Annotated in this window: 27 protein-coding genes; 13 read left to right on the top strand and 14 right to left on the bottom strand. The window is 69.8% G+C overall.

Annotated elements, in window-relative coordinates; all coding sequences use genetic code 11:
• Positions 1 to 3: 3 nt before the first annotated feature.
• Both EBN03_RS22210 and EBN03_RS22205 read left to right on the top strand, forming a co-directional pair.
• Entirely contained in the window at positions 4 to 1,353 is a 1,350-nt protein-coding gene (locus EBN03_RS22210; protein WP_122190032.1) for an LLM class flavin-dependent oxidoreductase, read from the top strand.
• 23 nt (positions 1,354 to 1,376) lie between these two features.
• Entirely contained in the window at positions 1,377 to 2,306 is a 930-nt protein-coding gene (locus EBN03_RS22205) for a TauD/TfdA dioxygenase family protein (RefSeq protein WP_122190031.1), read from the top strand.
• Between the two features lie 100 nt (positions 2,307 to 2,406).
• Here the strand turns inward: EBN03_RS22205 and EBN03_RS22200 are convergent, their stop codons facing one another.
• Together EBN03_RS22200 and EBN03_RS22195 are read right to left on the bottom strand one after the other, a co-directional pair.
• On the bottom strand, positions 2,407 to 3,486 hold the full coding sequence (locus EBN03_RS22200; RefSeq protein ID WP_122190030.1) for an NAD(P)H-dependent amine dehydrogenase family protein: 1,080 nt from the start codon (positions 3,484 to 3,486) through the stop codon (positions 2,407 to 2,409).
• The gene (locus EBN03_RS22195; protein WP_233608533.1) at positions 3,483 to 4,310 is read right to left on the bottom strand and encodes an SDR family oxidoreductase; all 828 of its coding nucleotides are present in this window, start codon (positions 4,308 to 4,310) and stop codon (positions 3,483 to 3,485) included. The genes EBN03_RS22200 and EBN03_RS22195 overlap by 4 nt, the downstream gene beginning before the upstream one ends.
• A 93-nt stretch (positions 4,311 to 4,403) precedes the next feature.
• Between EBN03_RS22195 and EBN03_RS22190 the strand changes: the two genes are divergently transcribed.
• Positions 4,404 to 4,997, top strand: a complete 594-nt coding sequence (locus EBN03_RS22190) for a TetR/AcrR family transcriptional regulator (RefSeq protein ID WP_122190029.1) — start codon at positions 4,404 to 4,406, stop codon at positions 4,995 to 4,997.
• A gap of 114 nt (positions 4,998 to 5,111) precedes the next feature.
• Here EBN03_RS22190 and EBN03_RS22185 read toward each other — a convergent pair whose 3' ends face one another.
• Together EBN03_RS22185 and EBN03_RS22180 are read right to left on the bottom strand one after the other, a co-directional pair.
• On the bottom strand, positions 5,112 to 5,456 hold the full coding sequence (locus tag EBN03_RS22185) for a transglycosylase family protein (protein ID WP_122190028.1): 345 nt from the start codon (positions 5,454 to 5,456) through the stop codon (positions 5,112 to 5,114).
• Between the two features lie 413 nt (positions 5,457 to 5,869).
• Positions 5,870 to 7,162: an SPFH domain-containing protein gene (locus EBN03_RS22180; protein WP_122190027.1), complete on the bottom strand. Its 1,293-nt coding sequence runs from the start codon at positions 7,160 to 7,162 to the stop codon at positions 5,870 to 5,872.
• Between the two features lie 524 nt (positions 7,163 to 7,686).
• On the opposite strand from EBN03_RS22180, the gene EBN03_RS22175 reads away from it, so the two are divergent.
• The gene (locus EBN03_RS22175; protein ID WP_122190026.1) at positions 7,687 to 8,268 is read left to right on the top strand and encodes a hypothetical protein; all 582 of its coding nucleotides are present in this window, start codon (positions 7,687 to 7,689) and stop codon (positions 8,266 to 8,268) included.
• 197 nt (positions 8,269 to 8,465) lie between these two features.
• Positions 8,466 to 9,659: a lipase family protein gene (locus EBN03_RS22170; RefSeq protein ID WP_122190025.1), complete on the top strand. Its 1,194-nt coding sequence runs from the start codon at positions 8,466 to 8,468 to the stop codon at positions 9,657 to 9,659.
• Positions 9,660 to 9,735: 76 nt separating this feature from the next.
• Here EBN03_RS22170 and EBN03_RS22165 read toward each other — a convergent pair whose 3' ends face one another.
• The gene (locus EBN03_RS22165) at positions 9,736 to 10,269 is read right to left on the bottom strand and encodes a hypothetical protein (RefSeq protein WP_122190024.1); all 534 of its coding nucleotides are present in this window, start codon (positions 10,267 to 10,269) and stop codon (positions 9,736 to 9,738) included.
• A gap of 501 nt (positions 10,270 to 10,770) precedes the next feature.
• Here EBN03_RS22165 and EBN03_RS22160 point away from each other — a divergent pair.
• Positions 10,771 to 11,739 (top strand): helix-turn-helix transcriptional regulator, encoded by a 969-nt coding sequence (locus EBN03_RS22160; protein WP_158675707.1) that lies wholly within the window; start codon positions 10,771 to 10,773, stop codon positions 11,737 to 11,739.
• 167 nt (positions 11,740 to 11,906) lie between these two features.
• Positions 11,907 to 12,449 carry a hypothetical protein gene (locus EBN03_RS22155; protein ID WP_122190022.1) on the top strand — a complete coding sequence of 181 codons (543 nt, stop codon included), beginning with the start codon at positions 11,907 to 11,909 and terminating at the stop codon, positions 12,447 to 12,449.
• A 54-nt stretch (positions 12,450 to 12,503) separates the two neighbouring features.
• Here the strand turns inward: EBN03_RS22155 and EBN03_RS22150 are convergent, their stop codons facing one another.
• Entirely contained in the window at positions 12,504 to 12,935 is a 432-nt protein-coding gene (locus EBN03_RS22150; protein ID WP_122190021.1) for an NfeD family protein, read from the bottom strand.
• A gap of 107 nt (positions 12,936 to 13,042) precedes the next feature.
• Between EBN03_RS22150 and EBN03_RS22145 the strand changes: the two genes are divergently transcribed.
• The gene (locus EBN03_RS22145; RefSeq protein WP_122190020.1) at positions 13,043 to 13,873 is read left to right on the top strand and encodes a DUF3097 domain-containing protein; all 831 of its coding nucleotides are present in this window, start codon (positions 13,043 to 13,045) and stop codon (positions 13,871 to 13,873) included.
• A gap of 68 nt (positions 13,874 to 13,941) precedes the next feature.
• Positions 13,942 to 14,775 carry a hypothetical protein gene (locus EBN03_RS22140; RefSeq protein ID WP_122190019.1) on the top strand — a complete coding sequence of 278 codons (834 nt, stop codon included), beginning with the start codon at positions 13,942 to 13,944 and terminating at the stop codon, positions 14,773 to 14,775.
• A gap of 26 nt (positions 14,776 to 14,801) precedes the next feature.
• Here the strand turns inward: EBN03_RS22140 and EBN03_RS22135 are convergent, their stop codons facing one another.
• The gene (locus EBN03_RS22135) at positions 14,802 to 15,293 is read right to left on the bottom strand and encodes a pyridoxamine 5'-phosphate oxidase family protein (protein WP_122190018.1); all 492 of its coding nucleotides are present in this window, start codon (positions 15,291 to 15,293) and stop codon (positions 14,802 to 14,804) included.
• Positions 15,294 to 15,439: 146 nt separating this feature from the next.
• On the opposite strand from EBN03_RS22135, the gene EBN03_RS22130 reads away from it, so the two are divergent.
• The 3 genes from EBN03_RS22130 to EBN03_RS22120 all read left to right on the top strand — a co-directional run bounded on the left by EBN03_RS22130 (position 15,440) and on the right by EBN03_RS22120 (position 17,678).
• The gene (locus tag EBN03_RS22130) at positions 15,440 to 16,210 is read left to right on the top strand and encodes a S1 family peptidase (protein ID WP_122190017.1); all 771 of its coding nucleotides are present in this window, start codon (positions 15,440 to 15,442) and stop codon (positions 16,208 to 16,210) included.
• A gap of 148 nt (positions 16,211 to 16,358) precedes the next feature.
• Positions 16,359 to 16,994 carry a DUF4232 domain-containing protein gene (locus tag EBN03_RS22125; protein WP_122190016.1) on the top strand — a complete coding sequence of 212 codons (636 nt, stop codon included), beginning with the start codon at positions 16,359 to 16,361 and terminating at the stop codon, positions 16,992 to 16,994.
• A 99-nt stretch (positions 16,995 to 17,093) separates the two neighbouring features.
• Positions 17,094 to 17,678 (top strand): DUF4232 domain-containing protein, encoded by a 585-nt coding sequence (locus tag EBN03_RS22120; protein ID WP_147471666.1) that lies wholly within the window; start codon positions 17,094 to 17,096, stop codon positions 17,676 to 17,678.
• 274 nt (positions 17,679 to 17,952) lie between these two features.
• On the opposite strand, the gene EBN03_RS22115 is transcribed toward EBN03_RS22120, so the two are convergent.
• Positions 17,953 to 18,516, bottom strand: a complete 564-nt coding sequence (locus tag EBN03_RS22115) for a TetR/AcrR family transcriptional regulator (RefSeq protein ID WP_199742913.1) — start codon at positions 18,514 to 18,516, stop codon at positions 17,953 to 17,955.
• 58 nt (positions 18,517 to 18,574) lie between these two features.
• On the opposite strand from EBN03_RS22115, the gene EBN03_RS22110 reads away from it, so the two are divergent.
• The gene (locus tag EBN03_RS22110) at positions 18,575 to 19,105 is read left to right on the top strand and encodes an SRPBCC family protein (RefSeq protein ID WP_122190013.1); all 531 of its coding nucleotides are present in this window, start codon (positions 18,575 to 18,577) and stop codon (positions 19,103 to 19,105) included.
• A gap of 48 nt (positions 19,106 to 19,153) precedes the next feature.
• Here EBN03_RS22110 and EBN03_RS22105 read toward each other — a convergent pair whose 3' ends face one another.
• The 6 genes from EBN03_RS22105 to EBN03_RS22080 all read right to left on the bottom strand — a co-directional run bounded on the left by EBN03_RS22105 (position 19,154) and on the right by EBN03_RS22080 (position 25,099).
• Entirely contained in the window at positions 19,154 to 20,221 is a 1,068-nt protein-coding gene (locus EBN03_RS22105) for a ferrochelatase (RefSeq protein WP_122190012.1), read from the bottom strand.
• 82 nt (positions 20,222 to 20,303) lie between these two features.
• Positions 20,304 to 21,140 (bottom strand): NADH-dependent enoyl-ACP reductase InhA, encoded by an 837-nt coding sequence (inhA, locus tag EBN03_RS22100; RefSeq protein WP_122190011.1) that lies wholly within the window; start codon positions 21,138 to 21,140, stop codon positions 20,304 to 20,306.
• An 81-nt stretch (positions 21,141 to 21,221) separates the two neighbouring features.
• Positions 21,222 to 21,938 (bottom strand): 3-oxoacyl-ACP reductase FabG1, encoded by a 717-nt coding sequence (gene fabG1 / locus EBN03_RS22095; protein ID WP_122190010.1) that lies wholly within the window; start codon positions 21,936 to 21,938, stop codon positions 21,222 to 21,224.
• Between the two features lie 59 nt (positions 21,939 to 21,997).
• A complete protein-coding gene (locus EBN03_RS22090) occupies positions 21,998 to 23,002 on the bottom strand; it encodes a VWA domain-containing protein (protein ID WP_122190009.1) in 1,005 nt (334 codons plus the stop codon).
• Between the two features lie 10 nt (positions 23,003 to 23,012).
• Positions 23,013 to 23,969, bottom strand: coding sequence for a DUF58 domain-containing protein (locus EBN03_RS22085; RefSeq protein ID WP_122190092.1), 957 nt, complete (start codon positions 23,967 to 23,969; stop codon positions 23,013 to 23,015).
• A gap of 26 nt (positions 23,970 to 23,995) precedes the next feature.
• Positions 23,996 to 25,099: an AAA family ATPase gene (locus EBN03_RS22080; protein ID WP_407671212.1), complete on the bottom strand. Its 1,104-nt coding sequence runs from the start codon at positions 25,097 to 25,099 to the stop codon at positions 23,996 to 23,998.
• Positions 25,100 to 25,161 lie beyond the last annotated feature (62 nt).

The following is a 25,161-nucleotide window of genomic DNA, read 5'->3' as shown; positions in this document are numbered from 1 at the left end:
TCGATGTCCCCGAAAACCTTCCACCTCAACGCTTTCCTGATGGGCGTTGGCCACCACGAGGCCGCCTGGCGTCACCCGCGCACCGAAGCACACCGGGTGCTCGACGTGGCCCACTTCCAGGAACTGGGCCGGATCGCCGAACGCGGCAAGCTCGATTCGGTGTTCTTCGCCGACGGTCTCGCGGTCGGTCCGCGGGTGCAGCGCAACGCGCTCGCGGTCTTCGAGCCGATCACCCTGCTGTCGGCGATCGCCACCGCGACCAGCCGGATCGGCCTGATCGCGACCGCCTCCACCAGCTACAACGAACCGTTCAACCTGGCCCGGAAGTTCGCCTCGCTGGACCACATCAGCCACGGCCGCGCGGGCTGGAACATCGTCACCTCCGGTGGCGTCGACGAGGCCTACAACTTCGGCTACGACGCGATTCCCGAGCACGCTCGCCGCTACGAACGCGCCCAGGAGTTCGTCGAGGTGGCGATCGAACTCTGGGACAGCTGGGAGTCCGACGCGATCGTGCTCGACCCCGAGACCGGCGTCTTCGCCGATCCGGACAAGGTGCACACCATCGATCACCACAGCGAGCGCTTCCGGGTGCGTGGTCCGTTGAACTCGCCGCGCGGCCCGCAGGGCCGGCCGCTGCTGGTCCAGGCGGGATCCTCGGAGGCGGGCAAGGAGTTCGCCGCCCGTTACGCCGAGGCCGTGTTCACCGCGCAGCGCACCCTCGAGGAGGGGCAGCGGTTCTACCGGGACTTGAAGGCCCGGCTCGCGAAATACGGCCGGGCGCACGGTGAGCTGAAGGTTCTGCCGGGCATCGTGCCGTTCATCGCCGACACCGAGGAGCAGGCCCGGGCCTTGGAGCAGGAGTTCACCGACCTCATCTCCCCCGACTACGCGCTGCGTCAGCTGTCCGCCCTGCTCGGCGTCGATCTCACCGAGCACGCGCTCGACGCACCCCTGCCCCCGCTGCCGGACGAGAGCGCCATCGAAGGCGGTAAGAGCCGCTTCACCCTGGTCAAGGAGCTGGCCGAGCAGGAACAGCTGACCGTGCGCGGGTTGATCGGCAAGCTCGGCGGCGGCCGCGGCCACCGCACACTGGCCGGCACCCCCGAACAGATCGCCGACGACCTGCAGGCCTGGTTCTCCGGTGGCGCGGCCGACGGCTTCAACATCATGCCGCCGTACCTGCCCGGCGGTCTCGAGGACTTCGTGGACCGGGTGGTGCCGATCCTGCAGGCGCGCGGCCTGTTCCGCACCGAGTACACCGCCACCACGCTGCGCGGCCACTACGGCCTCGAGCCGGTGGAGAGCCAGTTCGCCCCGGACCCGACCCGACTCAGCCCGGTCAGCGCCTGACCGGCCCGTAGAGAGGAAATGTCATGACCACCACCGAGATCCGCGCGTTCACCTTCACCCCGGTCGCCGGCCACATCGGCGCCGAGGTATCGGACATCGATCTGCGCGCCGACTTCACCGATGCCCAGATCGCCACCTTGACCGCCGCCCTGCACGAGTACAAGGTGCTGTTCTTCCGGGACCAGCAGATCGGGCACGCCGAGCAGATCGCGTTCAGCCGCCGCTTCGGCGCGGTCACTCCGTCGCACCCGTACGACACCGATGCCCCGACCGAGTACCCGGAGATCCTCGCCGTCGACAGCCGGCTGTACGAGAAGCGCCTGGGCAAGCGCAAGGTCAGCTACACCAATCAGTGGCACACCGACATCTCGCCGCTGATCAACCCGCCCGCGGCCTCGCTGCTGCGTGCCGACATCGTGCCCGAGCGCGGTGGCGACACGCAGTGGACCAACCTGGCCGCCGCCTACGCCGGTTTGCCCGATTCGCTCAAGACGCTGGTCGACGGGCTGCGTGCCGAGCACCGTTTCGGCGGGCGGGCGCCGTTCTGGGACGCCGACAGCGACTACGGCCGCCGGGTCGCGGCGAACCCGCTGGTCACCGAGCACCCGGTGGTTCGCGTGCACCCGGTGACGGGTGAGCGGCTGCTGTTCGTGAATCCGGGCTTCACCACCCGCATCCTGGGCCTGAGCCCGCGCCAGAGCGACGCACTGCTGTCGCTGCTGTTCGACGAGGTGTCCGACCCCGCCTACACGGTGCGCTTGCGCTGGACGCCGGGCACCGTCGCCTTCTGGGACAACCGGGCCACCGCGCACCTGGCGCCCAGCGACCTCGACCACACCGATGTGGTGCGGGTGCTGTATCGGACCACCTTGGAAGGGGACGTGCCGGTCGGGATCGACGGCGAATCGTCCCGCTCCGTCGCCGGCGCATCGTTCGCGGGCAGTGCGAACTGATCTCGGACGACGGAAGACACTGGGGCCCCGCCGAATTCGGCGGGGCCCCAGTGCTCGGTCGAGGTCGCACCGCCGAGTCGCGGCAGGGCGTGTGCGGGGTTCAGCGGATGGTGCCCACGCCCGGAACGAGCGGCAGGTCCAGCGCCGTCACCCAGCCGGGCGGCAGGTCGTTCACCGCGGGCACGGCGTTAAGCGCCCGCATGCCGGTGGCCAGGCAGCCCGCGACCGCCGGGGTGCGTCCCGGGCCCGCGTCGGTGAAGCTGAAGGACGTCTCCTGCGAAATCGACGGCGAGCCGACGATATCCACGCGGTAGACGTCGTCGCGGGTGCCGGTGGGCCACTCGGGGGCGGCGTCGCGGCCGATGCGGTTGACGTGCTCGAGGGTGATGACCTCGCGGCCACGGAACACGCCGTTGACCGTGAAGCGGATCGCGGCGACAGTGCCCGCCTCGATCACCCCCTTGGCGGACGGCCGGTCCGTCGGGGTCACCCACTTCTCCCAGGTGGTGGTGATGGTGTCGAGTTCGATGCCGACGGCGGCCGCGATCATCGGCACGGTCGGGCCCCACGCCATGATCAGCACGTCCGGATATTCCAGCAGCGCTTTGAATTCCGGCGGGTGGCCGATACCCATCTCGAATTCGTAGTCGCCCTCGTAGTCGGTGTAGTCGAGTAGTTCCGAAGCCCGCACGGATTGCACTTCGCCGCACAGGCCCATGAGGGTCATGGGGAACAGGTCGTTGGCGAAGCCGGGATCGATGCCGGTGGTGAAGCAGGAGGCCCCGCCCGCGGCGCAGGCCTCGGTGATCGGATCCCGCCAGACGTCGGGCACCTGGGCCATGCCCGGCCACACCCACGGGGTCATGGCCGTGGAGCACACGTCGATCCCGGCGCGCAGGAACGCGCCGATCACCCGGATGTTGTCGTCGGCCTTGGCCGCGGTCGGACCGTAGTGGACCACCGCATCCGGCCGCAGCGCGATCAGCTCGTCGATCGAATTCGTGGCCAGCACACCGGTTTTCGGCTCGCCACACAGATCGCCCGCGTCGACCCCGACCTTGTCGGGGTTGCTCACGCCCACCCCGGCCAGCTCGAACCGCGGATGCCGCAGGATCTCGCGCAACACCATGGAACCGACAACGCCGGTGCCCCACAACACGATTCGCTTGCGGCCGCTCATCGGTGGAACTCCCCACAGTCGACGGTCAGCATCTGACCGGTCACCGCGGTCGCCAGGTCGCTGGCCAGGAACAGGGTGGCGCGGGCCACTTCTTCGGGCCCGGCGAGCCGGCGCAGGTCGGTCGGCGCGGCCTTCTCGCGGTAGATGTCCTCGTGCGTGACTCCCGCTTTCTGCGCGAGATAGTCGAAGTACGCCTTGTTGATGTCCTCGTAGACGTACGACGGCGCGACGCTGTTGACCCGGATCCCGCGCGGGCCGAGCTCGGTGGCCAGCGACTGCGCGAGGTGCTGCAGGGCGCCCTTGGAGAGTTTGTACCCGGAGTACTCGGGCTGCGAGCTGTAGGACACGCACGAGTTCAGCATGATGATCGAACCGCGGCTCTGTTCCAGCGCGTCACTGAACAGCGTCGAAAGTCGCAGGGGCGCGAAGACATTGGTCTCGTTCGCGGCGCGCAGGTAGTCCAGCTCGATGGTGCTGATCGGGTTCATGGGCGGGATGGCGAAGGCGTTGTTGATCAGGCAGTCCGCGCGCCCGTATTCGACGAGGGTCTGCTCGACGATGCGCCGCCGCTGTTCTTCGTCGGTGATGTCGGCGTCCACCACCAGCGCGGTTCCGCCCTCGGCCCGCACCTCGTCGGCGAGCTTCTCCAGCTTCTTGCGGGTCCGGCTCACCAGGACGACCCGCGCCCCCATGCGGGCCGCTTCGATACTGAGCGAATGCCCCAGGCCGGGTCCGACACCCGAGATCACGATGACCTTGTCCTGCAGGAGCGGCACTGGGCGATACATCTCGGCGGGTGCGGTGCTGTGCGAAGCAGCGGACATGAATTCTCCTCGACATCCCAGCCGCTACATACTGTAGCGGCTTTGTCGTGACAGACTGTAACGAGTTTCACACCGAGGGACAAGGATCGATTCGTGACCGGACCGAACCAGCATCGACTCGGACCCCACCGCGATCCCGCCGTGGACACCGCCGTCCTCGACGCCGCGCGCGGCCTGCTGGTCGAGCGCGGCTACGCGGGGACTTCGATCGACGCCATCGCGGCCCGCGCCGGCGTGAGCCGCACCGCCATCTACCGCCGCTGGCCGTCGAAGGCGCATGTGGTCGCGACAGCCGTCTTTCCCGACGCCGCCGGGGGCGAGCCGGCGGCGGATCTGCGCACCGAGATCCACACGGTGGTACGGGACACGATCCGGTTGTTCGGCTCGGCCGAGGCGCGCGCGGCGATCCCCGGGCTGATGGCCGACATGCGCGCGGACTCCGGCCTGTACGAACGGCTGACCACCGTCCTGGATGCCCCGGCCCGCCGGCACTTCGCCGCGCTGCTCGCCGCGGAGGGCGGCGCGCCGCGACCCGGCCGTGACCCGGACATCCTGCTCGACGCGATCGGCGGGGCGGCCCTGTTCGCGATGTGCATCCGTGACATCGACGACCCGGACGGTTTCGCCACCGCGCTGGAGAATTTACTGCTCTACGGAATCCTCGGATCACCGAAATCCGATGACTGACCTGCGATGAGTGTCACCGGCGAAATTCCAGAAAATGCGAAATGCGCCACAGACGACTGTGGGCCCCGCCGAAACCGGCGGGGCCCACAGTATATTCAGCTCTCGGCTCACCTATTACAGGTAGGCGCCGCACACGGGCCAAGCGCCCGCGCCCTGGCTGGCGAGCACGTTCTCGGCGACGGCGATCTGCTGCTCACGGCTGGCGTTCTCGGGGCTACCGGTACCGCCGTAGGCGGCCCAGGTGCTCGGGGTGAACTGCAGGCCACCGGAGAAACCGTTACCGGTGTTGGCGGCCCAGTTACCGCTCGACTCGCAGTTCGCGACGGCGTCCCAGTTGTGGCCACTTTCCGCGGAAGCGGTCGTGGCCAGGCCGGCGACGAGTGCACCGGCGACGGCAGCGAGGCCCAGGGTGCGAGTAGCGAAGGTGCGGGTACGGGAGATAGCAGTCTTGTTCGACATAAGCGTGTGAGTCCTGCCTGCGCCCAACCGGCCCGTTACTGCTCGGGTCCCTGTCCCCAGATGACTTAGGGGTCGAACTCGATTCGCGGGACAGGGTTTCCGGTGTTCGGCGAATCGAGCTTCAGCCCGACTTTCCGGGCCGCAATCGACCATAACGAAGAAATCTCGGCAGATCACGATTCGATATTGGACGGAACATCTAATTCCATTCGGAAGTACTGGACGGATCCCCCGTTTCAACGGGCAAAACCGTGGCAACTTTCAAGATCGCCGCGCGGGCGTTATATGAACGAGATCACACGAAATTCGTGCCCCAGGTCACACTACGAAGCGCTGCGGGCACGACGAAACGCCGGCCGGGCGGTGGTCATCCACTCACCCGGCCGGCGCCGAAAAAGCCCCTCTGACGGTGGCTAGCGCGCCGGATAGTCCGGCGGCTGCCAGGTCCGGCCCGGACCCTCTTCCTCCTGGTAGCGCGGCTGTTGTTGCACCGGCGGCGGAGTCTGCTGCCCCGGCGGCGGGGTGTAGATCGACTGCTGGCCGAAGCCACCACGGTCGGCGCCCGCCGACGGCAGCGGCGCCTGCATCGGCTGCCGCGGCGTCGGGACCAGCGGATCCACCGGCTGCGCGGCCGCGGCCTCGGCGGCCTGCACCGCACGGGCCGCGTCCGGGTCGGTCTTGATGTCGAACCAGTCCGCGACCTCGGCCGAGTCGTCCACATCGGGGACCGAGCCGTCGTCGGCCGGCGGCTCGTACCGGAAGATCCCGTCGGCGCCCTTGCTGCCGAACTGCGTCGCGAAGCCCTCCAGGGCCTTGCCGAAGTCGCTGGGCACCATCCAGACCTTGTTGGCGTCGCCCTTGGCCACCAGCGGCAGCGTCTGCATGTACTGGTAGGCCAGCAGCTCCGGTGTGGGCTTACCCGACTTGATCGCGGCGAAAACCTTCTCGATCGCCTTGGCCTGGCCCTGCGCCTGCAGGTAGGCGGCCGCCCGCTCACCCTGAGCGCGCAGAATGCGGCTCTGCCGCTCACCCTCGGCGCCCAGGATGGCCGACTGCTTGGCACCCTCGGCCGAGAGGATCTGCGCCTGCTTGGCACCCTCGGCGGTCTTGATCTGCGCCTCCCGCTGACCCTCGGCGGTGAGGATCATGGCCCGCTTCTCCCGGTCGGCCTTCATCTGCTTCTCCATCGACTCCTGGATCGACGGCGGCGGATCGATGGCCTTGAGCTCCACTCGCGACACCCGCAGCCCCCACCGGCCGGTGGCCTCGTCGAGCACGCCGCGCAGCTGCGAGTTGATCTGGTCGCGGGAGGTCAGCGTTTCCTCCAGGGTCATCCCGCCGACCACGTTGCGCAGCGTGGTGATGGTCAGCTGCTCGACGGCGGCGATGTAGTTGCTGATCTCGTACACCGCGGCCTGCGGGGTGGTGACCTGGAAGTAGACGACCGAGTCGATCTGCACGGTCAGGTTGTCCTGGGTGATCACCGGCTGCGGCGGGAAGGACACCACGCGCTCACGCAGGTCCACCCGGGCCCGCACACGGTCGGCGAAGGGGACCAGCAGGGTCAGCTGCCCCGACACCGTTCGCGAGTACCGGCCCAGCCGCTCGATCACCGCGGCCTCGGCCTGCGGCACCAGCGCGATGGATCTGAAGATGACGACGACGATCAGGACGATGAGAACGATGGCGACGATCAGGACAGCCATAAGGCCCCTTCCAGACGACGGCGTGGCGGCTCGGGTCCGGGTAGCGACAACGAAGCGCAAGCCGCGCAAAGCGTTTGAACGCATGTTATCGGACGTCGCGGCCGGAAGGCCGGACATTATCGTGTCGCGCCATCCGGTTCGCGTGCCGCGGCGGTGCGGCGCGCCGCGGCCATTCCGCACCGACCACACCGCCGATGATCCGAATCTCACTGGTGGGCAACGTATTTCGACATCCGGCTACCACCGAGGCCCGGAGGGTTCGAGACACGCCCCACATTCCAACTACAGCAATCTATCAGCTAATGCCCTTCCCGGGGCGCGGCGGAATACCCTCCAGCGCCCCAGCGACCGCGGACACCGACCGCACTCCCCCACTCCCGCCATCGGATAGATCTGCTTGGTTGCTGATCATGAAGGTGGCAAGATGGAAAATCCGTCCCGCGACCGCCGCCAGTACGGTTCGACCGCAACCGCGCTCGCCGGGCACCCAGGGTAGCCCTACGGATCGACTGGAGTGATGACCGATGAAGATCAGCAAACTTGTCGCCACCGCCCTGCTCGCCACGTCCGCGACCGCGATCACCACCGTCACGGCCTACGCGCAAGACTTCCCGGCGGATCCGCAAGCGGCACCCTCGAGCTTCCACGGCAGCGAAGCCGGAATGTCCTACACCACCGCACTCGACCCGGCCGGCGGCCGGGTCGTCGCCACCCTCGACGAGGGCCGGTTCACCCTCGCCGACGACGGTGACTCGGTGATCGTGACCGATCCGGCCGGCACGGTCATGGCCACCGTGCCGCTGGCGGTCCAGGTAGCGGGGCAGCCCTACGCCCTGCGGCCGAGTATCGAAAACGACGGCCGCACAATGGCTCTCGCCCCGATAGGAGCACCCCTACTGGATCCGGCGGCACTGGATCGGGCGCAGTTGCACTACGCGGACGAGGCCGCCGACCTCGCCCGGCACCAGTACAACGCGGGTGTCGGCGCGCTGATCGGACTCGGTGTCGGACTCCTGGCGGGTGTCTGGTTCTTCTTCGTCGGCGCCATCCCCGGTGCCGTCATCGGCGCGGGCATCGGTGCGCTCATCGGCTGGTTCCTGCCCTGATTCACCGGCGTGTGGCGGCAGCGCGCGGGCGCTGCCGCCACAGCGCTGTGGACCCGACCGCCGGAACCGTGCCGGGCGGGCAGCGGTTCGGGGCGAGACGGTCGGAGCGCCACGATACCGGCGTGACCTGCGGCGATTCGCCGGTTCCGGCACGTAGGGTACGGACATCTCGATCGCGCCGAACCGGAGGATCGTCCATGAGTACGCCGCGTCGCCCCGCTCGCCTGCTGTGTGCCGCCACGCTCGCGGCCTCGCTCCTCGCCACCGCCGGATTCGCCACCGCCGGATTCGCCACTGCCACACCGGCTCCCGGCGACGGCGGCGCACCGGGCGCGATCATCGGCACGGCCGCGCAGCCCGACGGCTGGCACACCGTGTCCGGCGGCGAAGTCGTCGACTACTGGACCACCGCCTCCGACGGCCGGGCGGTGCCGGTGAGCGGGGCGCTCGTGGTGCCGCCCGGCCCGGCACCGGCCGGTGGTTGGCCGATCATCGCGTGGGACCACGGGACCAGCGGATTCGGCGCCGGATGCGGTGGTGAGGCCGTGCCCTACGGTGGCCAGACGGCGAGCGAGAGCGCCCGGGGCGACGAGATCTTCCGGTACTTCCTCGCGCACGGATTCGCTGTCGTCGCACCGGATTACATCGGGCTCGGGCCGTACGCCACCGGCGCCCACCCCTATCTCGAGTTGTCCAGCGAGGGCACCGCGACCGTCGACCTGGTGCGGGCGGCCCGCGCGGCGCATCCGGAACTGTCGCGCACGTGGGCGGTGATCGGGCAGTCGCAGGGCGGGCACGCGGCCCTGGGCGCCTCGTGGATCCAGGCGACCTACGCTCCGGAACTCGACTTCCGAGGCACCGTGACCATCGACCCGGCGTCGGACATCGAACCGATCTTGCCCCTGGTCGGGCCGAGTTCCACCCTGGATCTGGGTCCCGACACCACCGCGTTCGGCGCGGGCATCCTCGCCGGACTGCGGGCCACTCACCCCGAGATCGACTTGGACGGTTACCTGAGCCCGGCCGGGCGGGCGCTGCTCGACGAGGCCCCGGACCTGTGCCTGCCCGAGATGACCACCCGGGTCGCCGGTCTCACCCTCGGTGACTTGCTGTCCCGGTCGCTGAACGAGCCGGCGGTCCGGGCGGCGGCCGACACCTATCTGACCGTGCCGACCAGCGGCTACACCCGGCCGATCCTGATTCTGGCGAACGTGCGTGACCTGACGGTGCCGACCCCGCTGCACTTGGCGCTGATCGCCCAGTTCGCCGCCGCCGGTGTCGATTTCCGCACCGTGCTGGGCGACGGCACCCACTGCGTGCTCAGTCCCGCGATGTGGTCGGCGATCGACGCCTGGACCGCGAACCTGCTCGCCACCCCGGTCGTGCCCTGACGCGCGAACCGAAACAGGCTGTCCCGCAAGCTGATCGGGCCCGCTCCCCGCGCGATCGAGGAGCGGGCCCGTCCGTTCAGCCGGCCGGCTGCTGCAGTGCCGCGGAGATGCCGCCGGTCAGAGCACCGAACAGTCCGCTGACAATGCTGGAGAGCACACCCAGAACCGGGCCGCCCGCGATCGTGCCGGTGGTGGACCCGCCGGCCGAGCCGGTGAGGTAGCCGTGCAGCGATCCCTGCGTCAATTCGGGGTGGTCGCCGGGCAGGTCGTTGGCGGCCTCACCGAGGGTGCCGCCCATCAGGCCCGCGCCGGAGCCGCTCTCCAGACCGTTGCGGACACCGTTCTCGGACCCGGCACCCGAGATGCCCGCCGGGCCGCCCGCCGACCCAGCGGCGGAACCCTCCAGCCAGCCGACCACCGATCCGGTGCCGAAGGACTGCGCGGAGTTGGTGCCGAAGCCCTGCAGGAACGCGAGCCCGGCCGGCTGCTGGGCGCCCGGCGCGGCGGCGTCGCCCACCGGGGTGAGCGGCAGCGGGTCGGCGCCGGCCGTGCCCAGTGCCGCGGTGAGTAGCGCACCGAGTGTGGCGGCGACGATGAGTGTTCGTGTCATGACAGCCCTGTTCTCTGCTCTGGAATGACAACATTTTGCATTGCGACCGTCCAGTTTCGACGGATTTTCGGCGAGAGCGACTGTGGGAGTGGCCATCCGGCACAGCCTCGGACCTCGCGCCGCATTCCGTTGGCAGCCTGTCGATCCGGGCCCGCGCGACGAAGTGCCGACCGCCCGGAGCGCGGCCGCCGGTACGTAGCAGGTCACCGAACGGTGCGAAATCGCCTGCCGTGGCGAACAACTCCTCCACCCCACACCAGAACTGTTGTCGAACAGCCGATATCGGGGGTGTCGGCCGGGGTCAGGCCCGCGCGTGATGTGCGGCACGCCAGGCTGCGACCTGGGGTCGGCGGACACCGGTTGGGGCGGGCCTTCGATCCGGCGACCTGGGCAACCTTCGTCACCGGCCGGGCCGCCCTGCCGCCGGGTGAACGCCGGAAACCGGATCGGCGCAGGTCGGAACACACCCGGATCGGTACTTCGTGCGGAATACTGGCGGGAATGGACGGTGTGGTGCTGGGCGGCGACACCGTGTCGACCGCCGATGTGTCGTCACGAGATTCGTTCGAATGGTGGGCATCGATCGTCAGTGCGGGCTTGACGCCGTGCTCGATGGAACCGGTGTCGGACGACCCGTTCCACGCCGCGCTCACCCCGGTGATCGACTCGGACGCGATCACGATCGCCGTGGTGGAGAACTCACCCGAACTCTCCCGGCGCAACGCCCGCCATATCGCCCGGTCCGCGCGGCCGTCGCTGATGGCCATGCTGTTGCTGGCGGGCGACTGCGACGCGACGATCGGCGAGCTGCGGCTGCGCACTCCAGCGGGATCGATGCTCTTCCTCGATGCCGACCGCGAACAGCACGTCCGGACCGGGGCGTTCAAGGGGGTGATGATCCGGGCGGACCGCGACCTGGTGATGACGGCAGCCGGTCTCGACGAGGACAGCTTCCCGGCCGGCGCGGTGCTGCAGCCGACCGGGCACGGCGCCCTGGTGATCGACTATTTCCGTCGCCTCGCGACCCAGCCGGTGCCCGCGGCGGCGGCACCGGCACTGCTGCGCGCGGGGATCGAATTACTCGGCGCCGCAATGACATCGGTCCACGGTGGGCCGCCGGGCGGGGACGCGGCCCGGGTGGTCGAACACGAGCGGGTGCTGGCCGTGCTGGCCCAGCACATCGACGATCCGGACCTGGATGTGGAGGCCATCTCCCAGGCTTGTCAGTTGTCCCGGCGCACCCTGCACCGGCTGCTCGCCGAGCCGTGGGGCGGGCCGATGCGGCTGGTCCGGCAGCTCCGGATCGAACGCGCGCGCGACCAGCTCCTGCGCTCCCCCGACAAGACCGTGGCCGCCGTGGCGCACGCGTGCGGATTCAGCAGTGACCGCCAGTTCTACCGCGTGTTCCGCGCCGAGACCGGCATGAGCCCGGCCGAGTTCCGGGATCTGACCCTGCGCTATCGCCCCTGACCCGGCTGGCACGGGATGTCCGTCGAAGGCCCAGCCCGTGGTATCCGATGACACCTCGATGACTGTCCGATTGCCATCCGGTCTCGGCCGATTCGCCGGCCACGACCGCGCCCTTATGTTTTACAGACTGATCGGTTCGTTTCGGGGTGTGGATTCGGAGGGCCGTCATGGACACTGCTCAGCTCGCACCGTCGGCGCAAACGTCGCCCGACCTGCAATTCACCGACTGGATGGGCGGCCACGACGCCGCGCTGGCGCTGTTCCTGCGATCGGACGCCCCCGCCGTCGCCGCCCTGGCCGATCCGTGGACCTTCGAAGGCCTGGTGCTGGCGGTGTCCACGGCGCGGACATTGCTCCCCGACCACCGGGCGGTGATCGCCCCCGAGAACCGGGCCACCGTCGAACGATTCGGGCGGTTCGTCGGCGAGGTCTTCGTCCGCAGCTTCGACGGCCACTGGTGCAATGTGCCCGACAACGCGCCGGTCGGGGTCCAGCTCTGGCCGATGATCCGCTGCGCCGGCTACCCGGCCCCGCTCGGACCGCGCAGCGAACTCGAACTGGCGGTCGTGGAGGGCCGCTGCAAGGAACTCGCCGCCACAGCGAACGGACTCCTGGTCAACCTCTTCACCCAGGTGCAGGAGCGGCACCGGCAGTGGATGGAGACCGAGCGGCAATCGGCGGCACCCCCGCCCGAGCAACTCGCCGGCTGACCCGCCGCGCGATGCCGTCGTTCAGGCGGCGCGGCATGTCTGCGCGTGAGCGCCCTACACGCCCTTCCAGACGACCGCGTGGGCGCCGTCGATCTTCATGACGAAGACGGTCTCCCCCGCGGCGTACAGCTCCGTGGAGTCCATCGGGATCGCGCTCCACACCTCGCCACCGATCTTGATCCGGCCGCCGTGCGCGTCGACCTGTTCGAGGACGGTCGCGGAGCGACCCGGCAAGGCGGCAGTATTGGTGAGCTGCGGTTGACCCCCGGTGAAGCGGCGCAACATCATCGGGCGAACCAGCAACAGCAGGCTCAGCCCCGCGGCGCCGAACACCAGCGCGTCGACCACCAGCGGCGGATCGAAGACGCCCGCGACGCCCGCCGTCACCAGCGCGGCACCGCCCAGCATGAGCAGCGTGAAGTCACCGGTGAGTATCTCGGCTGCCGTGAGCAGGATCCCCGCGACCAGCCACACGATTGCGGCCACATCATCAACCGTACCCCGTTGCCCGGTCCGAACGGGCCGGGTGGATCAACCCGGCCCGACGTGTCGCGCGCTACGGGTTGTCGTGCCCTGCCGGTATTTTCGACGGTGTGAGTGGGGACTACGGTGACATCTTCGGCGGCCACAGCCGCACCCGCAAGCGGGTCGTGCCGCAGGTGGCGGCCGACCGCGATCTCGTCGCCGAGGACGCGGCGACCGGATTCTGCGGTGCGGTGGTCGGTTTCGAACGCACCTACGACGGCGACTTCGTCAAACTCGAGGACCGCAACGGCCGGGTCCGGTTGTTCGCGATGCGGGAGGCGGCGTTCCTGATCGACGGGCAACCGGTCACCCTGACTCGCCCCCGGGCCGCCGCGCCGGCCGCACCCACCCGGTCCGCGTCCGGGTCCACCCGGGTCGAGGGATTGCGCGCCCGGGTCGCGCGGGCGGCCCGGATCTGGGTCGAGGGCGTGCACGACGCGGCCCTGGTCGAACGGGTGTGGGGTCACGACCTGCGGGTGGAGGGGGTCGTGGTCGAGCAGCTCGAGGGCCTGGACAACCTCGCGACCCGGCTCAGTGCCTTCGATCCGGGCCCCGGTCGGCGGGTCGGCGTCCTGGTCGACCATCTGGTCACCGGGTCCAAGGAGACCGGCCTGACCACCGGGCTCGGGCCGCACGTCCTGGTCACCGGCCACCCCTATATCGACGTGTGGCAGGCGGTGCGGCCGCAGGCGGTGGGGATCCGGGAGTGGCCGCAAGTACCGCGCGGGGAAGACTGGAAGATGGGGGTCTGCCGCCGGCTGGGCTGGGGCACGCCGCAGGACGGGTGGCGGCGCGTCTACGCGGCGGTCGACTCGTTCCGCGACCTGGAATCGCCGTTGATCGGCGCGGTCGAACGACTCATCGATTTCGTCACCGAGGACGAAACCCCGGACCACTAGGTCCCGATTACCGGTTGCAGTCCGGCCACCCGGCACTGACCAGGCAACGGCGTAGTTATGCTCGAATCATGTGTTCTCCCAGTGCGACGCTGACAGCCTGGGCCGAGTCCTGGTTGGCCGGTCGCAGCGCCCCCGACGATGTGCTGGACGCACTGCGCGCCTGGGCGCCGCGCCAGCTGGTGGCGGCGGGCGACCCGGTCACCGGAGGACACACCGGCCTGCCGTGGCCCGGTGGGGAGATCCTGCCCGCGGCGTCCGGTCCCGGGATCATGGCGCTGCTCAAGCTGATTCGCGAGGCGCGCACGCCCGCCGGCGCCCGGGTCCGGCTGGTGCTGCCGGTGCCCGGCGACGTCCGCGGCCTGCCGCCCGGCGGCGAATTCGCCGCCGCCGCAATGGAAGCCGAGGAAGGCATCGTGCTCGGCGCGCCCGGCGGGGAGGGCACCGGCGTGGTGCCGCAGTGGATCGACGACAGCACCCTGCAGTGGACCGTCTACCGCACCGCGGTCCCGGCCGGCACCGAGCCCGATATGCCTTTGGGCGAAGCCGAATTCGCCATGCGCCGGGCGGTGCGCGACGCGGCCGAGGCGCTGGCCCGGTTGCACACCACCGATCGCAGCGGCGGCGGCGACCCGCGCGAGCTCATCGAGGCCGAGCTCGCCGAATACGCCCGCCACACCTACCCCGACACGGTCCCGCTGCGGGCCCGGCGCATCCTCGACAGCGCCGACCACGTGGCGGCCATTCTCACCGTGGCGCAGCGCGAGCCCGCCTCGGCACCGAGTTCGGCCAGCGCCATGGCGGCCCAGGAGACACTGCTGCGCCCGCTGTGGAACGCGATCCGCGCCGCCCGCCTGGCGGCGATCCACGCACCGGTCGCACCCCGGGAATCGCCCGGCACCTGACCGGGTCGTATCCCTCCGTACCGCGGTCAGTGCTTACGCACCACGCGTTCCTCTTCCCCCGGCTTCCAGATCACGATCTCGAGGTGGCCGTCGGTCAGTTCCACCGCCGAGGCGCCGGTGACGTCCACCGCGTAGAACGGATCGAAAACCTCTGCGCGGGTGTCGAATCCGGTGCGGTCGAACAAATCCTGGGCCCAGCGGGCCTGCCGTTCCCGGTCCTCGACGTGGTATACGGTGCCGAAGAGCTTCGCGTCACCGTCGCCCACCTGGGTGTCGACGGTGGCGGTGTGCAGGCAGAACCGGGGGTCGCGGCCCAGGTCGCGGAACTTGGTGGTGCCGGGCATGCCTACCAGCCACAGTTCGTCCTCGAAGATCGTCGGCTCGATCGGGCTGATCCGCGGATAGCCGTCGGAACGGGTGGTGGCCAGCAGGCACAGTTGCCCGGTCGCGGCATGGCGCCGTTCGAAGATCGCGCCGATTCGCGGGGCCGCGCGGCGGAATTCACTCCACGATGTCATAGTGGGAACATAGACCCGGGCACCGACAGCTTCGGGCCGGCGCACGCGCCCCACATCGCGCCCGGCAATCGCCCGAGGCACCACGTGCAGCCCGCGTATCTGCTTCAATATGCCGACGGATCCGTACCCCGCAAAGGTGGTAGCCCATGCGCTCATCCGTTCGCGCCGCACTCCTCGCGGTCGCCGTGCTCGGCTCGGCGTTAGCCGCCGCACCGGCGCAGGCGCTCGTATCCGGGCCGGCGCACACGGTGTACGGCGGCACGCCGGCCACCGCATCGGACTACCCGTGGCTCGCGGCGATCGGCACCCCGATCTTCCCCCTGCGCCCGGGTGGCAACTTCTGCGGTGGTGTCCTCATCACACCGGACGAGGTGCTGACCGCCGCCCACTGCGCGGCGGTCGGGCTGGCCTTCCCGCACCTGATCACGGTCACCTTCGGCCGCAGCAACCTCGAGAGCACCGAGGGCACCACGGCGCATGTCACCGAGATCCGGATGGATCCACGGTTCCGGGCCGGACTGTTCGACGACGGTGACGTCGACTTCCACCACGATGTCGCGATTCTGCGCCTGGACCGGACGATCCCCGGACCGACCGCACCGGTCGGAACCGCACACGGTTCCACGGCGACCGTCCTGGGCTGGGGTGCCACCGAGACCGACGACGGCAATCCGCTGCTGCGCAGTGCCACGGTGCCGCTGCTCGCCGAGGACGGCTGTGCCTCCTACGGAACCGATTTCGACCCGGCCACGCAGCTGTGCGCCGGTTCCACCACCGCTGACACCGCCGAATACGACAGCGGCGGACCGATCCTGGTCGACGGCAAGGTCGTCGGCCTCTGCGCCTGGTCGCACGGCATCGCCACGCCGGGCTACCCGACCATCTACTCGCGAGTTCCCACGGACGTCGAATTCTGAACGGCAGGAACCGATCCCGGTCCGGCGCGCCGAGATTAACGCAGCTCCGAGTACACGCGATGAACGGGCAACAGGCCACCGTGGCACACCGGCCGCCGACGGGACGGTCGACCACCCCGGCGGTCGCATCGCAGGAGGGAGACGGCACATGACGCGCTACTCGACGACGGCGGTTCTGCTCGCCCTGGCCGGGACATTCGCGCTGACCGGATGCGAGGGCGATATCCCGTCCTCCGGGCCGACCACGGTCACGGTGGTCACCGGCGCGGCAGCCCCGACCGGGACCGGCGGTTCGCCCGGTTCCACCGGCACACCCACCGCTAACGGCGCCGCACCGCAGACCGCCGGCGGTACTCCGGTGTGCCGAACCGCCCAGCTGACCCTGTCCCAGGGCGACAACGGCGGCGACCACGGCGGCATGGGAACCTTTGTGGCACAACTGATCTTCACCAATACGGGCCCGGCCGCCTGCGTGATGCAGGGCTACGCCGGAGTGTCGCAGACCGTCGGCGCGACCGGCGACCCGGTCGGCGCGCCCGCCGACCGCGACACCAGCTCGCTCGCGAAGGTAGTCCCGGTCACCCTCGCCCCGGGCGGCGCCGCCCAGTTCCTGTTGTTCACCTCGAACTGGCAGAACTACCCGGACACGTGCGCGCCGAAATCCACCGACCACCTGCGGGTCTACCCGCCGGACAACACCGACTCGCTGGCGCTGCCCTGGGATCGCAAGATCTGCACCGGCCCGATGCATCTGCTCACGGTCCGCCCGGTCCAGCCGATGTAGCCGAGCTGTCGCACAGGCGGACATTTGCGACCATTCGGTCCGCCACTCGGTCCGCGGTCGAATATCGTCTCCGGAGCAGGTTCTGGAGGAGGTGTGCCGATGCGGCTTCGTGATGCGGCCGCATGGCTGCTGATTCCGGCGGCGATCGCCGTCGCGGCGTGCGCCGGCCCAGCGGCCAAGTCGGCGGCACCCATTACCGGCCGCCCGACGCCGGACAGCACCCTTCCCGCGGGGTCGAACATCCTGTCCTCGGCGGCCGTGGCCCCGGAATGCACGACGAGCGATCTGTCGGCAACGCTGGGCCGCGCGGACACCGACGGCGACACCACCACACTGCAGCTCGTCTTCACCGACAGCGGATCCCGGACCTGCACCATGCAGGGCTTCCCGGGCGTGTCCTACGCGGACGGCCCCGACGGCGACCCCGTCGGGCCGCCGGCCGACCGCGACGGTGCCACCGCACCACAGGTCACGCTGACCCCCGGCGGTTTCGCCCAGTCCCGGCTGCGAGTGGTCGACTACAGCAGTGTCCCGGCCGACGAGTGCGATCCGGTCGACGTCACCGGCCTACGGATCTATCCGCCCGACGACGCCCGCACCATGTTCGTCACCCTACGCAACCAGCAAACTTGTAGCGGCAAGGTGATCCTGCTGGGAATCGGCAGCATCCAGCCACGTGGCTGAACGAAAATCTTGAGAATCATGAGCTCCAGCTATTGACTGGCGACGATTTCGGAGGACACTGGTAGTACACCGAAAGCAGCGGAGAGTGGAAGAACCGCCGGAGACGTCGGACGACTCCAAAGCTCTCATCGCACTTTCGGCCAGGCCCCCGGCAGAGCCGGTCGAACTCCTCGGCGACGACCGAGACAAAGGAATCGACCGACATATACCGGGGACTGCTCTGTGTAGGGGGTGTTTCACTTCCCCCGCCCGGTTCGCGCGACCATAGCAGCGCTCAGCGCAGCAGCATCGAATCCGCTTGCGCGAGAAAGTGTTCCCACGCCGAATCGGTGGACGGTAATGCCGTCGGCACCGTCCGCCACAGCTGAGCGGCCCCCAGATAGGCCGAGTAGATCAGCACCGCGCGGTCGCGCGCCGCCGCCGGCGGGAACCCCGCGTCGGCGAACAACGTGGTCAGGTAGTCGATGCGCCGTTCGGTCACTCGGGTCAGCACCGCCACGACCACCGGATCCGCCGACCCCGCCAGGGCCGCGGCCAGATTGTGGTCGGGTCGCGCGAAAGCCCGCGCCAGCAGCGCCCGCAGCCGCGCACCCGGATCGGATTCGACCTCCACCACCGCGATGACGGCGTCGGTCTCGTCGGCCTCCCAACGCTCGAGCGCCGCCCGCAGCAGGTCGTCGCGATTCGCGAAGTGCCAGTACGCGCTGCCCTTGGTGGCGCCCAACCGGGCGGCGAGCGGTTCGACGGCCACGGCGGCCGGGCCACCCGCGGCCAGCGCAGTCAGGGCCGCCGCGATCCAGTCGTCGCGCCCCAGTCTCGATCGACTCTTCCCGGCCACGGTTCCATACGTTACCGTATGGACAGCACCGTACGGTGCCGTATGGAAGAGGGTGACCATGATCTGCAATTCGCATCAGCGCGTCCTGCCCGTCCCCGCCACCCGGGTCGGCCCGCTGCTCGACGGCGTCGCCGAACCCGGCAATCCGCTCTGGCCCACACCGAACTGGCCGCCGATGGTCCTGGACCGCCCGCTCGCGGTCGGTGCGGACGGCGGCCACGGCCGAATCCGCTACTCCTGCACCGCCTATCAGACCGGACGCCGCGCCGAATTCGCCTTCGGCCCGCGCACCCCGTTCGACGGCTGGCACGCCTTCGACATCCTCGACCTCGGACCGGACCGCTGCCTGGTCCGGCACATCGTCGTCGCCCGCCCGCGCAACCTCACCGGCCGCCTCGCCTGGGCCCTGGTCATCCGCTGGTGCCACGACGCGGTCATCGAGGAACTCCTGGACCGCACCGCCACCGCCGTCGGCCACCCACCGGCGACACCCGCCCGCTGGAGTGTGTGGGTGCGGCTCCTGCACGGGTTCCTGTACCGCAGGCCGGCCGCCCAACCGATGGCAACCCGCACACCGGCGCATCACTGAACGAAGCGCACCGGCAGCGGCGGCGCCGACGGTCGCCCGATCCGAGGATCAGCCGGGCTGCGTCGCGCCCGGCGGCCGCCGCCGGGCCGGTTCGCAGCAGCCGACCGCGCACAACGCGCCGTCGACCGTGCAGCCGTAGCCGGGCACCGCGCCCAGACGCTTCGGTTCGGCGCCGGAAAGATGCTCTTCCACCAGGTCGGCGACCAGTTCCGGGAAGCGCCGGTCGGTGCCGGGGGTGGCGGCGCGCGCGAAGGCCATCCCGTGCTCGGCGGCTCGCGCGCTCGCCTCGTTGTCGAGGTCCCAGATCACCTCGAGATGGTCGGAGACGAAGCCGACCGGGCACACCACGACCGCGCGCACACCGTCGGCGGCCAGCGCGTCGAGGTGATCGAGGATGTCGGGGGCCAGCCACGGCACCTGCGGCGGACCGGAACGCGACTGCCAGACCACATCGTATTCCGCGAAACCGATTCCGGCGGCACACAATCGGGCGGCCTCGGCGACCTGTCGGCTGTAGAGGCGGCCACCGTCGGCGGGCGGGCCGGCGGCGATATCGGCCGCGTCGGGGATCGAGTGGGCGGTGAACACCAGGCGGATATCGTCGCGACGATCCGCGGGGATCTCCTCGACCGCCACCCGGATCGCGTCCTCGAAGGCGTGGATCAACGCCGGATGATCGAAGTACTGGCGCAGTTTCGTCAGGGCGGGCGCGTCCGCGCCGACCGCCGTGCGCGCCCGGGCGATGTCCTCGTCGTACTGTCGGCATCCCGAGTACCCACCCCACGCCGAGGTCGGGAACACCAGCGCGGAACCGATTCCGGCGCCAGCCATTTCGCCGACCGTGGCCTCGATCATCGGGTGCCAGTTGCGATTACCGAAATACACCGGCAGCTCGATTCCGCGCCGCCGGAACTCGGCTTCGATCGCGGTGATGATCGCGCGGTTGGCCGCGTTGATCGGCGACACCCCGCCGAAGTGGTAGTAGTGCTCGGCGACCTCGGCCAACCGCTCCGGCGGTACCCCGCGCCCGCGAGTCACGTTCTCCAGGAACGGGATCACGTCCTCCCGCCGCTCCGGTCCGCCGAAGGACAGCAGCAACAGTGCGTCGTAGGTCATGCCAACCTCCAGGTGAAACGCCGTCGAACACCGAGAACGGCCGCCCGGTACCCGAACCGGGTACCGGGCGGCCGTCCCGAGATCAGTTGCCGGTGAAGTTCTCCGGGAACCAGGTGTTGTGGCTGGCGCCACCGTCGACGTAGATGATCGAACCGGTGGTGCCGGGCAGCCAGTCCGACAGCAGCGCGACGATGGACTTCGCGACCACGGTCGGGTCGTCGGCGTCCCAGCCGATCGGCGAGGCGCCGTCCCAATAGGTGTCCAGCTGGCTGAGCTGCTTGGCGTCGTCGGTCGCGGTGCCCGCGATGGCCTTCGCGGCCAGGGTCTTGATCGGGCCGGCCGCGATCAAGTTGGAGCGGATCTTCTTCGCCGCGCCCACCTCTCGCGCCACGTACCGGTTCACCGATTCCAGCGCGGCCTTGGCCACACCCATCCAGTTGTAGTAGGGCATCGCGGTGCGCGGGTCGAAGTCCATGCCGACCAGCGAGCCGCCGCCGTTCATCACCGGCAGCACCGCGCGGGCGAGCGAGGCGTAGCTCCACGCGGAGATCTCGAACGCCTTGGAGACGTCGGGCGCCGGGCCGTCGAGGAACGCGGCGGCACCGGGGCCCATGATCGAGCGGGGCGCGAACGCGATCGAGTGCAGCACACCGTCGATGCCCTCGGGCGCCAGCACACGCAGCTTGTCGGCGAGACCGGCCAGGTCGTCCTCGCTGGTCACGTCGAGACCGATCGCGGGCGGCACCTCCTGCGGCAGCCGCTTGGCGATCCGGTCGATCAGCCGCAGCCGTTCCGGGATCCCGGTGATGAGCACCTTGGCGCCCTGCTCCTGCGCCACCTTGGCGGCGTGGAACGCGATCGACGAGTCGGTGATGATGCCGGTGATCAGGACGGTCTTACCGGCCAGCAGTCCAGTCATGGGTTCGGGGTTCTCCTCGAGAAGAGCTACAGGGGTGACGGAAAGGGTTGTGGCCCCGGTCGTTCCGAGGCCCAGTGGGAGCTAGTGCCCCATACCCATACCGCCGTCGACCGGGATGACCGCGCCGGAGACGTACCGGGAGTCCTCCGAGGCCAGGAAGCTGACCACGGCCGCGACCTCCTCCGGCTGGCCGACGCGCTGCAACGGGATGAACTTCTTCGCCATCTCGCGCAGGTCGTCCGGCAGATCCGCGGTCATGTCGGTCTCGATGAAACCGGGCGCCACGACGTTGGCGGTGATCGAGCGCGAACCCAGCTCGCGGGTGACCGAGCGCGCCAGGCCGATGACACCGGCCTTCGAGGCCGCGTAGTTGATCTGACCGGCCTGGCCGGCCATGCCGACCACCGAACCCAGGAAGATCATCCGGCCCCAGCGGGCGCGCAGCATGGCCCGGTTGGCGCGCTTGGCGCAGCGGAACGCACCGGTGAGGTTGGCGTCGAGAACCTTGGTGAACTGCTCCTCGGTCATGCGCATCAGCAGGGTGTCGTCGGTGATACCGGCATTGGCGACCAGCACCTCGACCGGGCCCTGGTGCTGCTCGACCTCGGTGAAGGCCCGGTCGACCGACTCGGTGTCGGTGACATCGCACTTGACCCCGAACAGGCCCTCCGGCGCACCCGAACCACGGTGCGTGACAGCGACCTTGTGGCCGTCGGCGAGCAGGCGCTGGGCTACCGCGAGGCCGATGCCCCGGTTGCCGCCCGTCACGAGGACAGAACGGGATGTGATGTTCGACATGCGCGTAAACCTATCTGGTTGTGGGTGTGGGTCGCGTCCGGGTGCCGAATTACCGTGCGTTACGGCAGCCGTTGACGATAGAGCAACCCGGTCACCACGCCCGCAGCGGAGACCAGCAGACCCAGCAGTAGCCACGGCCGGCTCGCGTCACCCATCTGCATCTCGTAGCCGATCTGCTTGTCGAGCGTCGCGTACACACTCGACAGTTCCTCCAGCGAGGACGCGGTGAAGAACTCGCCGCCGGAGAGGTCGGCGATGTGCTTGAGCGCGTCGTCGTCGACCGGCACCCGGACGGTCTGGGTGCCCTTCCCGTCCTGGTCGGGAATGCTCACCGTCCCCCAGGTCGTGCCGAACGAGATGGTGGAGACCGGGATGCCCTTCTCCTTGGCCAGCCGGGCGGCGACGAAACCGTGCCGGGGATTCTCGGTGTCCTTGTCGTCGGGCACCGTCTGCTTGCCGTCGGACATCAGCACGATCCGGGCCGGCGGCGGCGTCTCCGCGCCACCGAGCACCGAACCCAGGGTGTCGATGGCCTGCATGGCGCTGAAGATGCCCTCACCGGTCGCGGTGCGCTCGGCCAGCTTCATCGTCTGGATGGCGTGCTTGACCGCCTCCCGATTCGTGGTCGGCGACACCAGCACCGAGGCGGTCCCGGCGAAGGTGACCAGGCCCAGGTTGATCCCGGGGGTCAGTCCGTCGACGAACTGGCTGGCGGCCTTGCGCGCCACATCGATCCGCGACGGCGGCACATCGGTGGCCTCCATCGACAGCGACACGTCGATCACCAACATGACGGTGGCGCGATTGCGCGGTACCTGCTTGGCCGCCTGCGGCCCGGCCGCGGCGACCGTCAGCAGCATCAGCCCGGCCAGCAGCAACGCGACCGGCGCGTGCCGCCACGGGCTCGGCCCCTTCGGCGCGACCCGTTCCAGGACCTCCATATTGGCGAAGCGCAGCATGTGCCGCTTGCGCCGCCGCTGCACCACCAGGTACAGCACCGCGATCGCCCCGACGGCGACCAGGAAGGTCAGCCAGATCGCGTTGGTGAAGTGGGAAATGCTCACTGTCGCGTGCTCACTGCCTGGGCACCCGCCCGCTCGTGGCGCCCAGGGTGTGGCGCCGGGTGGACACGAATCGGACGACGTCGGAGATCCAGTCCCGGTCGGTCCGCAGGTTCATCACCGGGGCACCGCAGCCCCGCAGCGCTTGCGCCACCTCGACCCGGTGCAGGCCCGCGGCCTGCGCGAAATCCGCCCGCAGACTGTTGGTCACGGTGAATTCGCGGGTGTGACCGGTCTCCGGGTCGTGCAGCACCACATCGCCGACATCGGGCAGATCCAGGTCCAGCGGGTCGAGGATCTCCACCGCCAGCAGGTCGTGGCGGCCGGAGATGGCGCGCAGCGAACGCTGCCAGTCGATCTCGCCGAGGAAGTCCGAGATCACTACGGCCAGACCACGTTTGCGCTGCGGTCGGCGCAGCGACTCGATGGCGCCGCGCAGGTCGCCGCGCACACCGTCGGCGGCGCGCGGCGTGGTGGCGATGCGGCGCAGCAGGGTCTGGGCGTGCATCCGGCCGCTGCGTGCCGGGATCCGGTAGAGCCGGTCGCCGGTGGCGATCACGGCACCGATCCGGTTGCCGCCGCCGCTGGTCAAATGGGTGATCGCGGCGGCAGCGGCGACCACCAGATCGCGCTTGCCGACCGCGGCCGAACCGAAGTCGAGACTGGCCGACAGGTCGACGACCAGCCAGGTCTCCAGCTCGCGGTCGGCGATCATCTGCCGCACGTGCGGGTGCGTGGTCCGGGCGGTGACCGACCAATCCATTTGCCGCACATCGTCACCGGGCTGATAGAGCCGGGCGTCGCCGGGCTCGGAACCCGGTCCCGGGATCAGGCCTTGGTGGTCACCGTGCAGGACGCCCTCGAGGCGGCGCCGCACGGTGAGTTCGAGTGTCTTGAGCGCCGCGGTCAGCCGCGGGTCGGACAGCTGCCCGGCCTGGAACGACGGCGGCGCGTGGGTCACAGTGGTCACCGGTGCACCCGGATTCGACGCCGCGGTCACCGACCGGCCGGGCCCGCGACCGCCTGACCGTTGGCCGGCACCGCGGGAGCGGCCGGAACCGGTTGCGGCGCAGGCGCATTGGCCTGGGCGGCGACCTGCGGCAGGGCGACGGTCTGCAGCACCCGGCGGATCACCTCGTCGGGGCTGATGTCGTCGGCGAGCGCGTCGTAGGACAGCACGAGCCGGTGGCGCAGCACGTCCGGGATGACCTCGACGACGTCCTGCGGCACCACGTAGTCGCGGCCGCGGATCAGGGCCACCGCGCGGGCCGCGGCGATGATGCCGAGGCTGGCACGCGGCGAGGCGCCGTAGGAGACCCAGCCGGCCACATCGGCCAGGCCGAACTCGGCGGGGTTGCGGGTCGCGGCGATCACCCGGACCACGTAGTCGACCAGGGCGTGGTGCACGAAGATCCCGGATGCCACGTCCTGCAGCCGCTTCAGCTCGGCGGGCTCCAGGATCCGGCGCGGGGTGGGCGGGGTGACGCCCATGCGGTAGATGATCTCGCGCTCCTCCTCCACCGAGGGGTAGTCGACGATCACCTTGAACAGGAAGCGGTCGCGCTGCGCCTCGGGCAGCGGGTACACGCCCTCGCTCTCGATCGGGTTCTGCGTGGCCATGACCAGGAACGGGTCGGGCATCGGGTAGGTCTTGCCGCCGATGGTGACGTGCCGTTCGGCCATGACCTCGAGCAGCGCGGACTGCACCTTGGCGGGCGCGCGGTTGATCTCGTCCGCGAGCACGAAATTCGCGACCACCGGGCCGAGTTCGGTGTCGAACTCCTCGCGGCCCTGACGGTAGATGCGGGTACCGACGAGGTCGGTGGGCACGAGGTCCGGGGTGAACTGGACGCGGGAGAACGTCCCGCCGACCACACGGGCGAACGTCTCGACCGCGAGGGTCTTCGCGATCCCGGGCACACCCTCGAGCAGCACGTGACCGCGCGCAAGCACACCCACCAGCAAGCGCTCGACCAGGCGGTCCTGGCCCACGATGACGCGCTTGACTTCGTAGATCGCCTGTTCCAGGGTGGCGACGTCGCGCTCGAGTGTTTCCGATGCCGGCTTCGCGGCGTCGGTCACCGTGGCCGCCGGGCTCACACCGTCCGTCGAAATCACCAAAATCCCCGCTTTCGCTCTGGTCCTGTGCGTGCTGGACCCAA

This window comes from Nocardia stercoris (genome assembly GCF_003696265.1).
GTDB classification, from domain to species: Bacteria; Actinomycetota; Actinomycetes; order Mycobacteriales; family Mycobacteriaceae; genus Nocardia; species Nocardia stercoris.
The sequence above is the reverse complement of the archived record's forward strand: the minus strand, read 5'-3'. Positions and strand labels throughout refer to the sequence as shown.

Excerpts from the sequence above, each read along its gene's own strand:
- EBN03_RS22170 (WP_122190025.1), top strand. The coding sequence starts at position 8,466 with ATGAGTACGCCGCGTCGCCCCGCTCGCCTGCTGTGTGCCGCCACGCTC.
- EBN03_RS22165 (WP_122190024.1), bottom strand. The coding sequence starts at position 10,269 with ATGACACGAACACTCATCGTCGCCGCCACACTCGGTGCGCTACTCACC.
- EBN03_RS22205 (WP_122190031.1), top strand. The coding sequence starts at position 1,377 with ATGACCACCACCGAGATCCGCGCGTTCACCTTCACCCCGGTCGCCGGC.
- fabG1 (WP_122190010.1), bottom strand. The coding sequence starts at position 21,938 with ATGTCGAACATCACATCCCGTTCTGTCCTCGTGACGGGCGGCAACCGG.
- EBN03_RS22210 (WP_122190032.1), top strand. The coding sequence starts at position 4 with ATGTCCCCGAAAACCTTCCACCTCAACGCTTTCCTGATGGGCGTTGGC.
- EBN03_RS22130 (WP_122190017.1), top strand. The coding sequence starts at position 15,440 with ATGCGCTCATCCGTTCGCGCCGCACTCCTCGCGGTCGCCGTGCTCGGC.
- EBN03_RS22155 (WP_122190022.1), top strand. The coding sequence starts at position 11,907 with ATGGACACTGCTCAGCTCGCACCGTCGGCGCAAACGTCGCCCGACCTG.
- EBN03_RS22110 (WP_122190013.1), top strand. The coding sequence starts at position 18,575 with ATGATCTGCAATTCGCATCAGCGCGTCCTGCCCGTCCCCGCCACCCGG.
- EBN03_RS22135 (WP_122190018.1), bottom strand. The coding sequence starts at position 15,293 with ATGACATCGTGGAGTGAATTCCGCCGCGCGGCCCCGCGAATCGGCGCG.
- inhA (WP_122190011.1), bottom strand. The coding sequence starts at position 21,140 with ATGACTGGACTGCTGGCCGGTAAGACCGTCCTGATCACCGGCATCATC.
- EBN03_RS22200 (WP_122190030.1), bottom strand. The coding sequence starts at position 3,486 with ATGAGCGGCCGCAAGCGAATCGTGTTGTGGGGCACCGGCGTTGTCGGT.
- EBN03_RS22105 (WP_122190012.1), bottom strand. The coding sequence starts at position 20,221 with ATGACCTACGACGCACTGTTGCTGCTGTCCTTCGGCGGACCGGAGCGG.
- EBN03_RS22120 (WP_147471666.1), top strand. The coding sequence starts at position 17,094 with ATGCGGCTTCGTGATGCGGCCGCATGGCTGCTGATTCCGGCGGCGATC.
- EBN03_RS22160 (WP_158675707.1), top strand. The coding sequence starts at position 10,771 with ATGGACGGTGTGGTGCTGGGCGGCGACACCGTGTCGACCGCCGATGTG.
- EBN03_RS22180 (WP_122190027.1), bottom strand. The coding sequence starts at position 7,162 with ATGGCTGTCCTGATCGTCGCCATCGTTCTCATCGTCCTGATCGTCGTC.
- EBN03_RS22185 (WP_122190028.1), bottom strand. The coding sequence starts at position 5,456 with ATGTCGAACAAGACTGCTATCTCCCGTACCCGCACCTTCGCTACTCGC.
- EBN03_RS22195 (WP_233608533.1), bottom strand. The coding sequence starts at position 4,310 with ATGTCCGCTGCTTCGCACAGCACCGCACCCGCCGAGATGTATCGCCCA.
- EBN03_RS22175 (WP_122190026.1), top strand. The coding sequence starts at position 7,687 with ATGAAGATCAGCAAACTTGTCGCCACCGCCCTGCTCGCCACGTCCGCG.
- EBN03_RS22125 (WP_122190016.1), top strand. The coding sequence starts at position 16,359 with ATGACGCGCTACTCGACGACGGCGGTTCTGCTCGCCCTGGCCGGGACA.
- EBN03_RS22140 (WP_122190019.1), top strand. The coding sequence starts at position 13,942 with ATGTGTTCTCCCAGTGCGACGCTGACAGCCTGGGCCGAGTCCTGGTTG.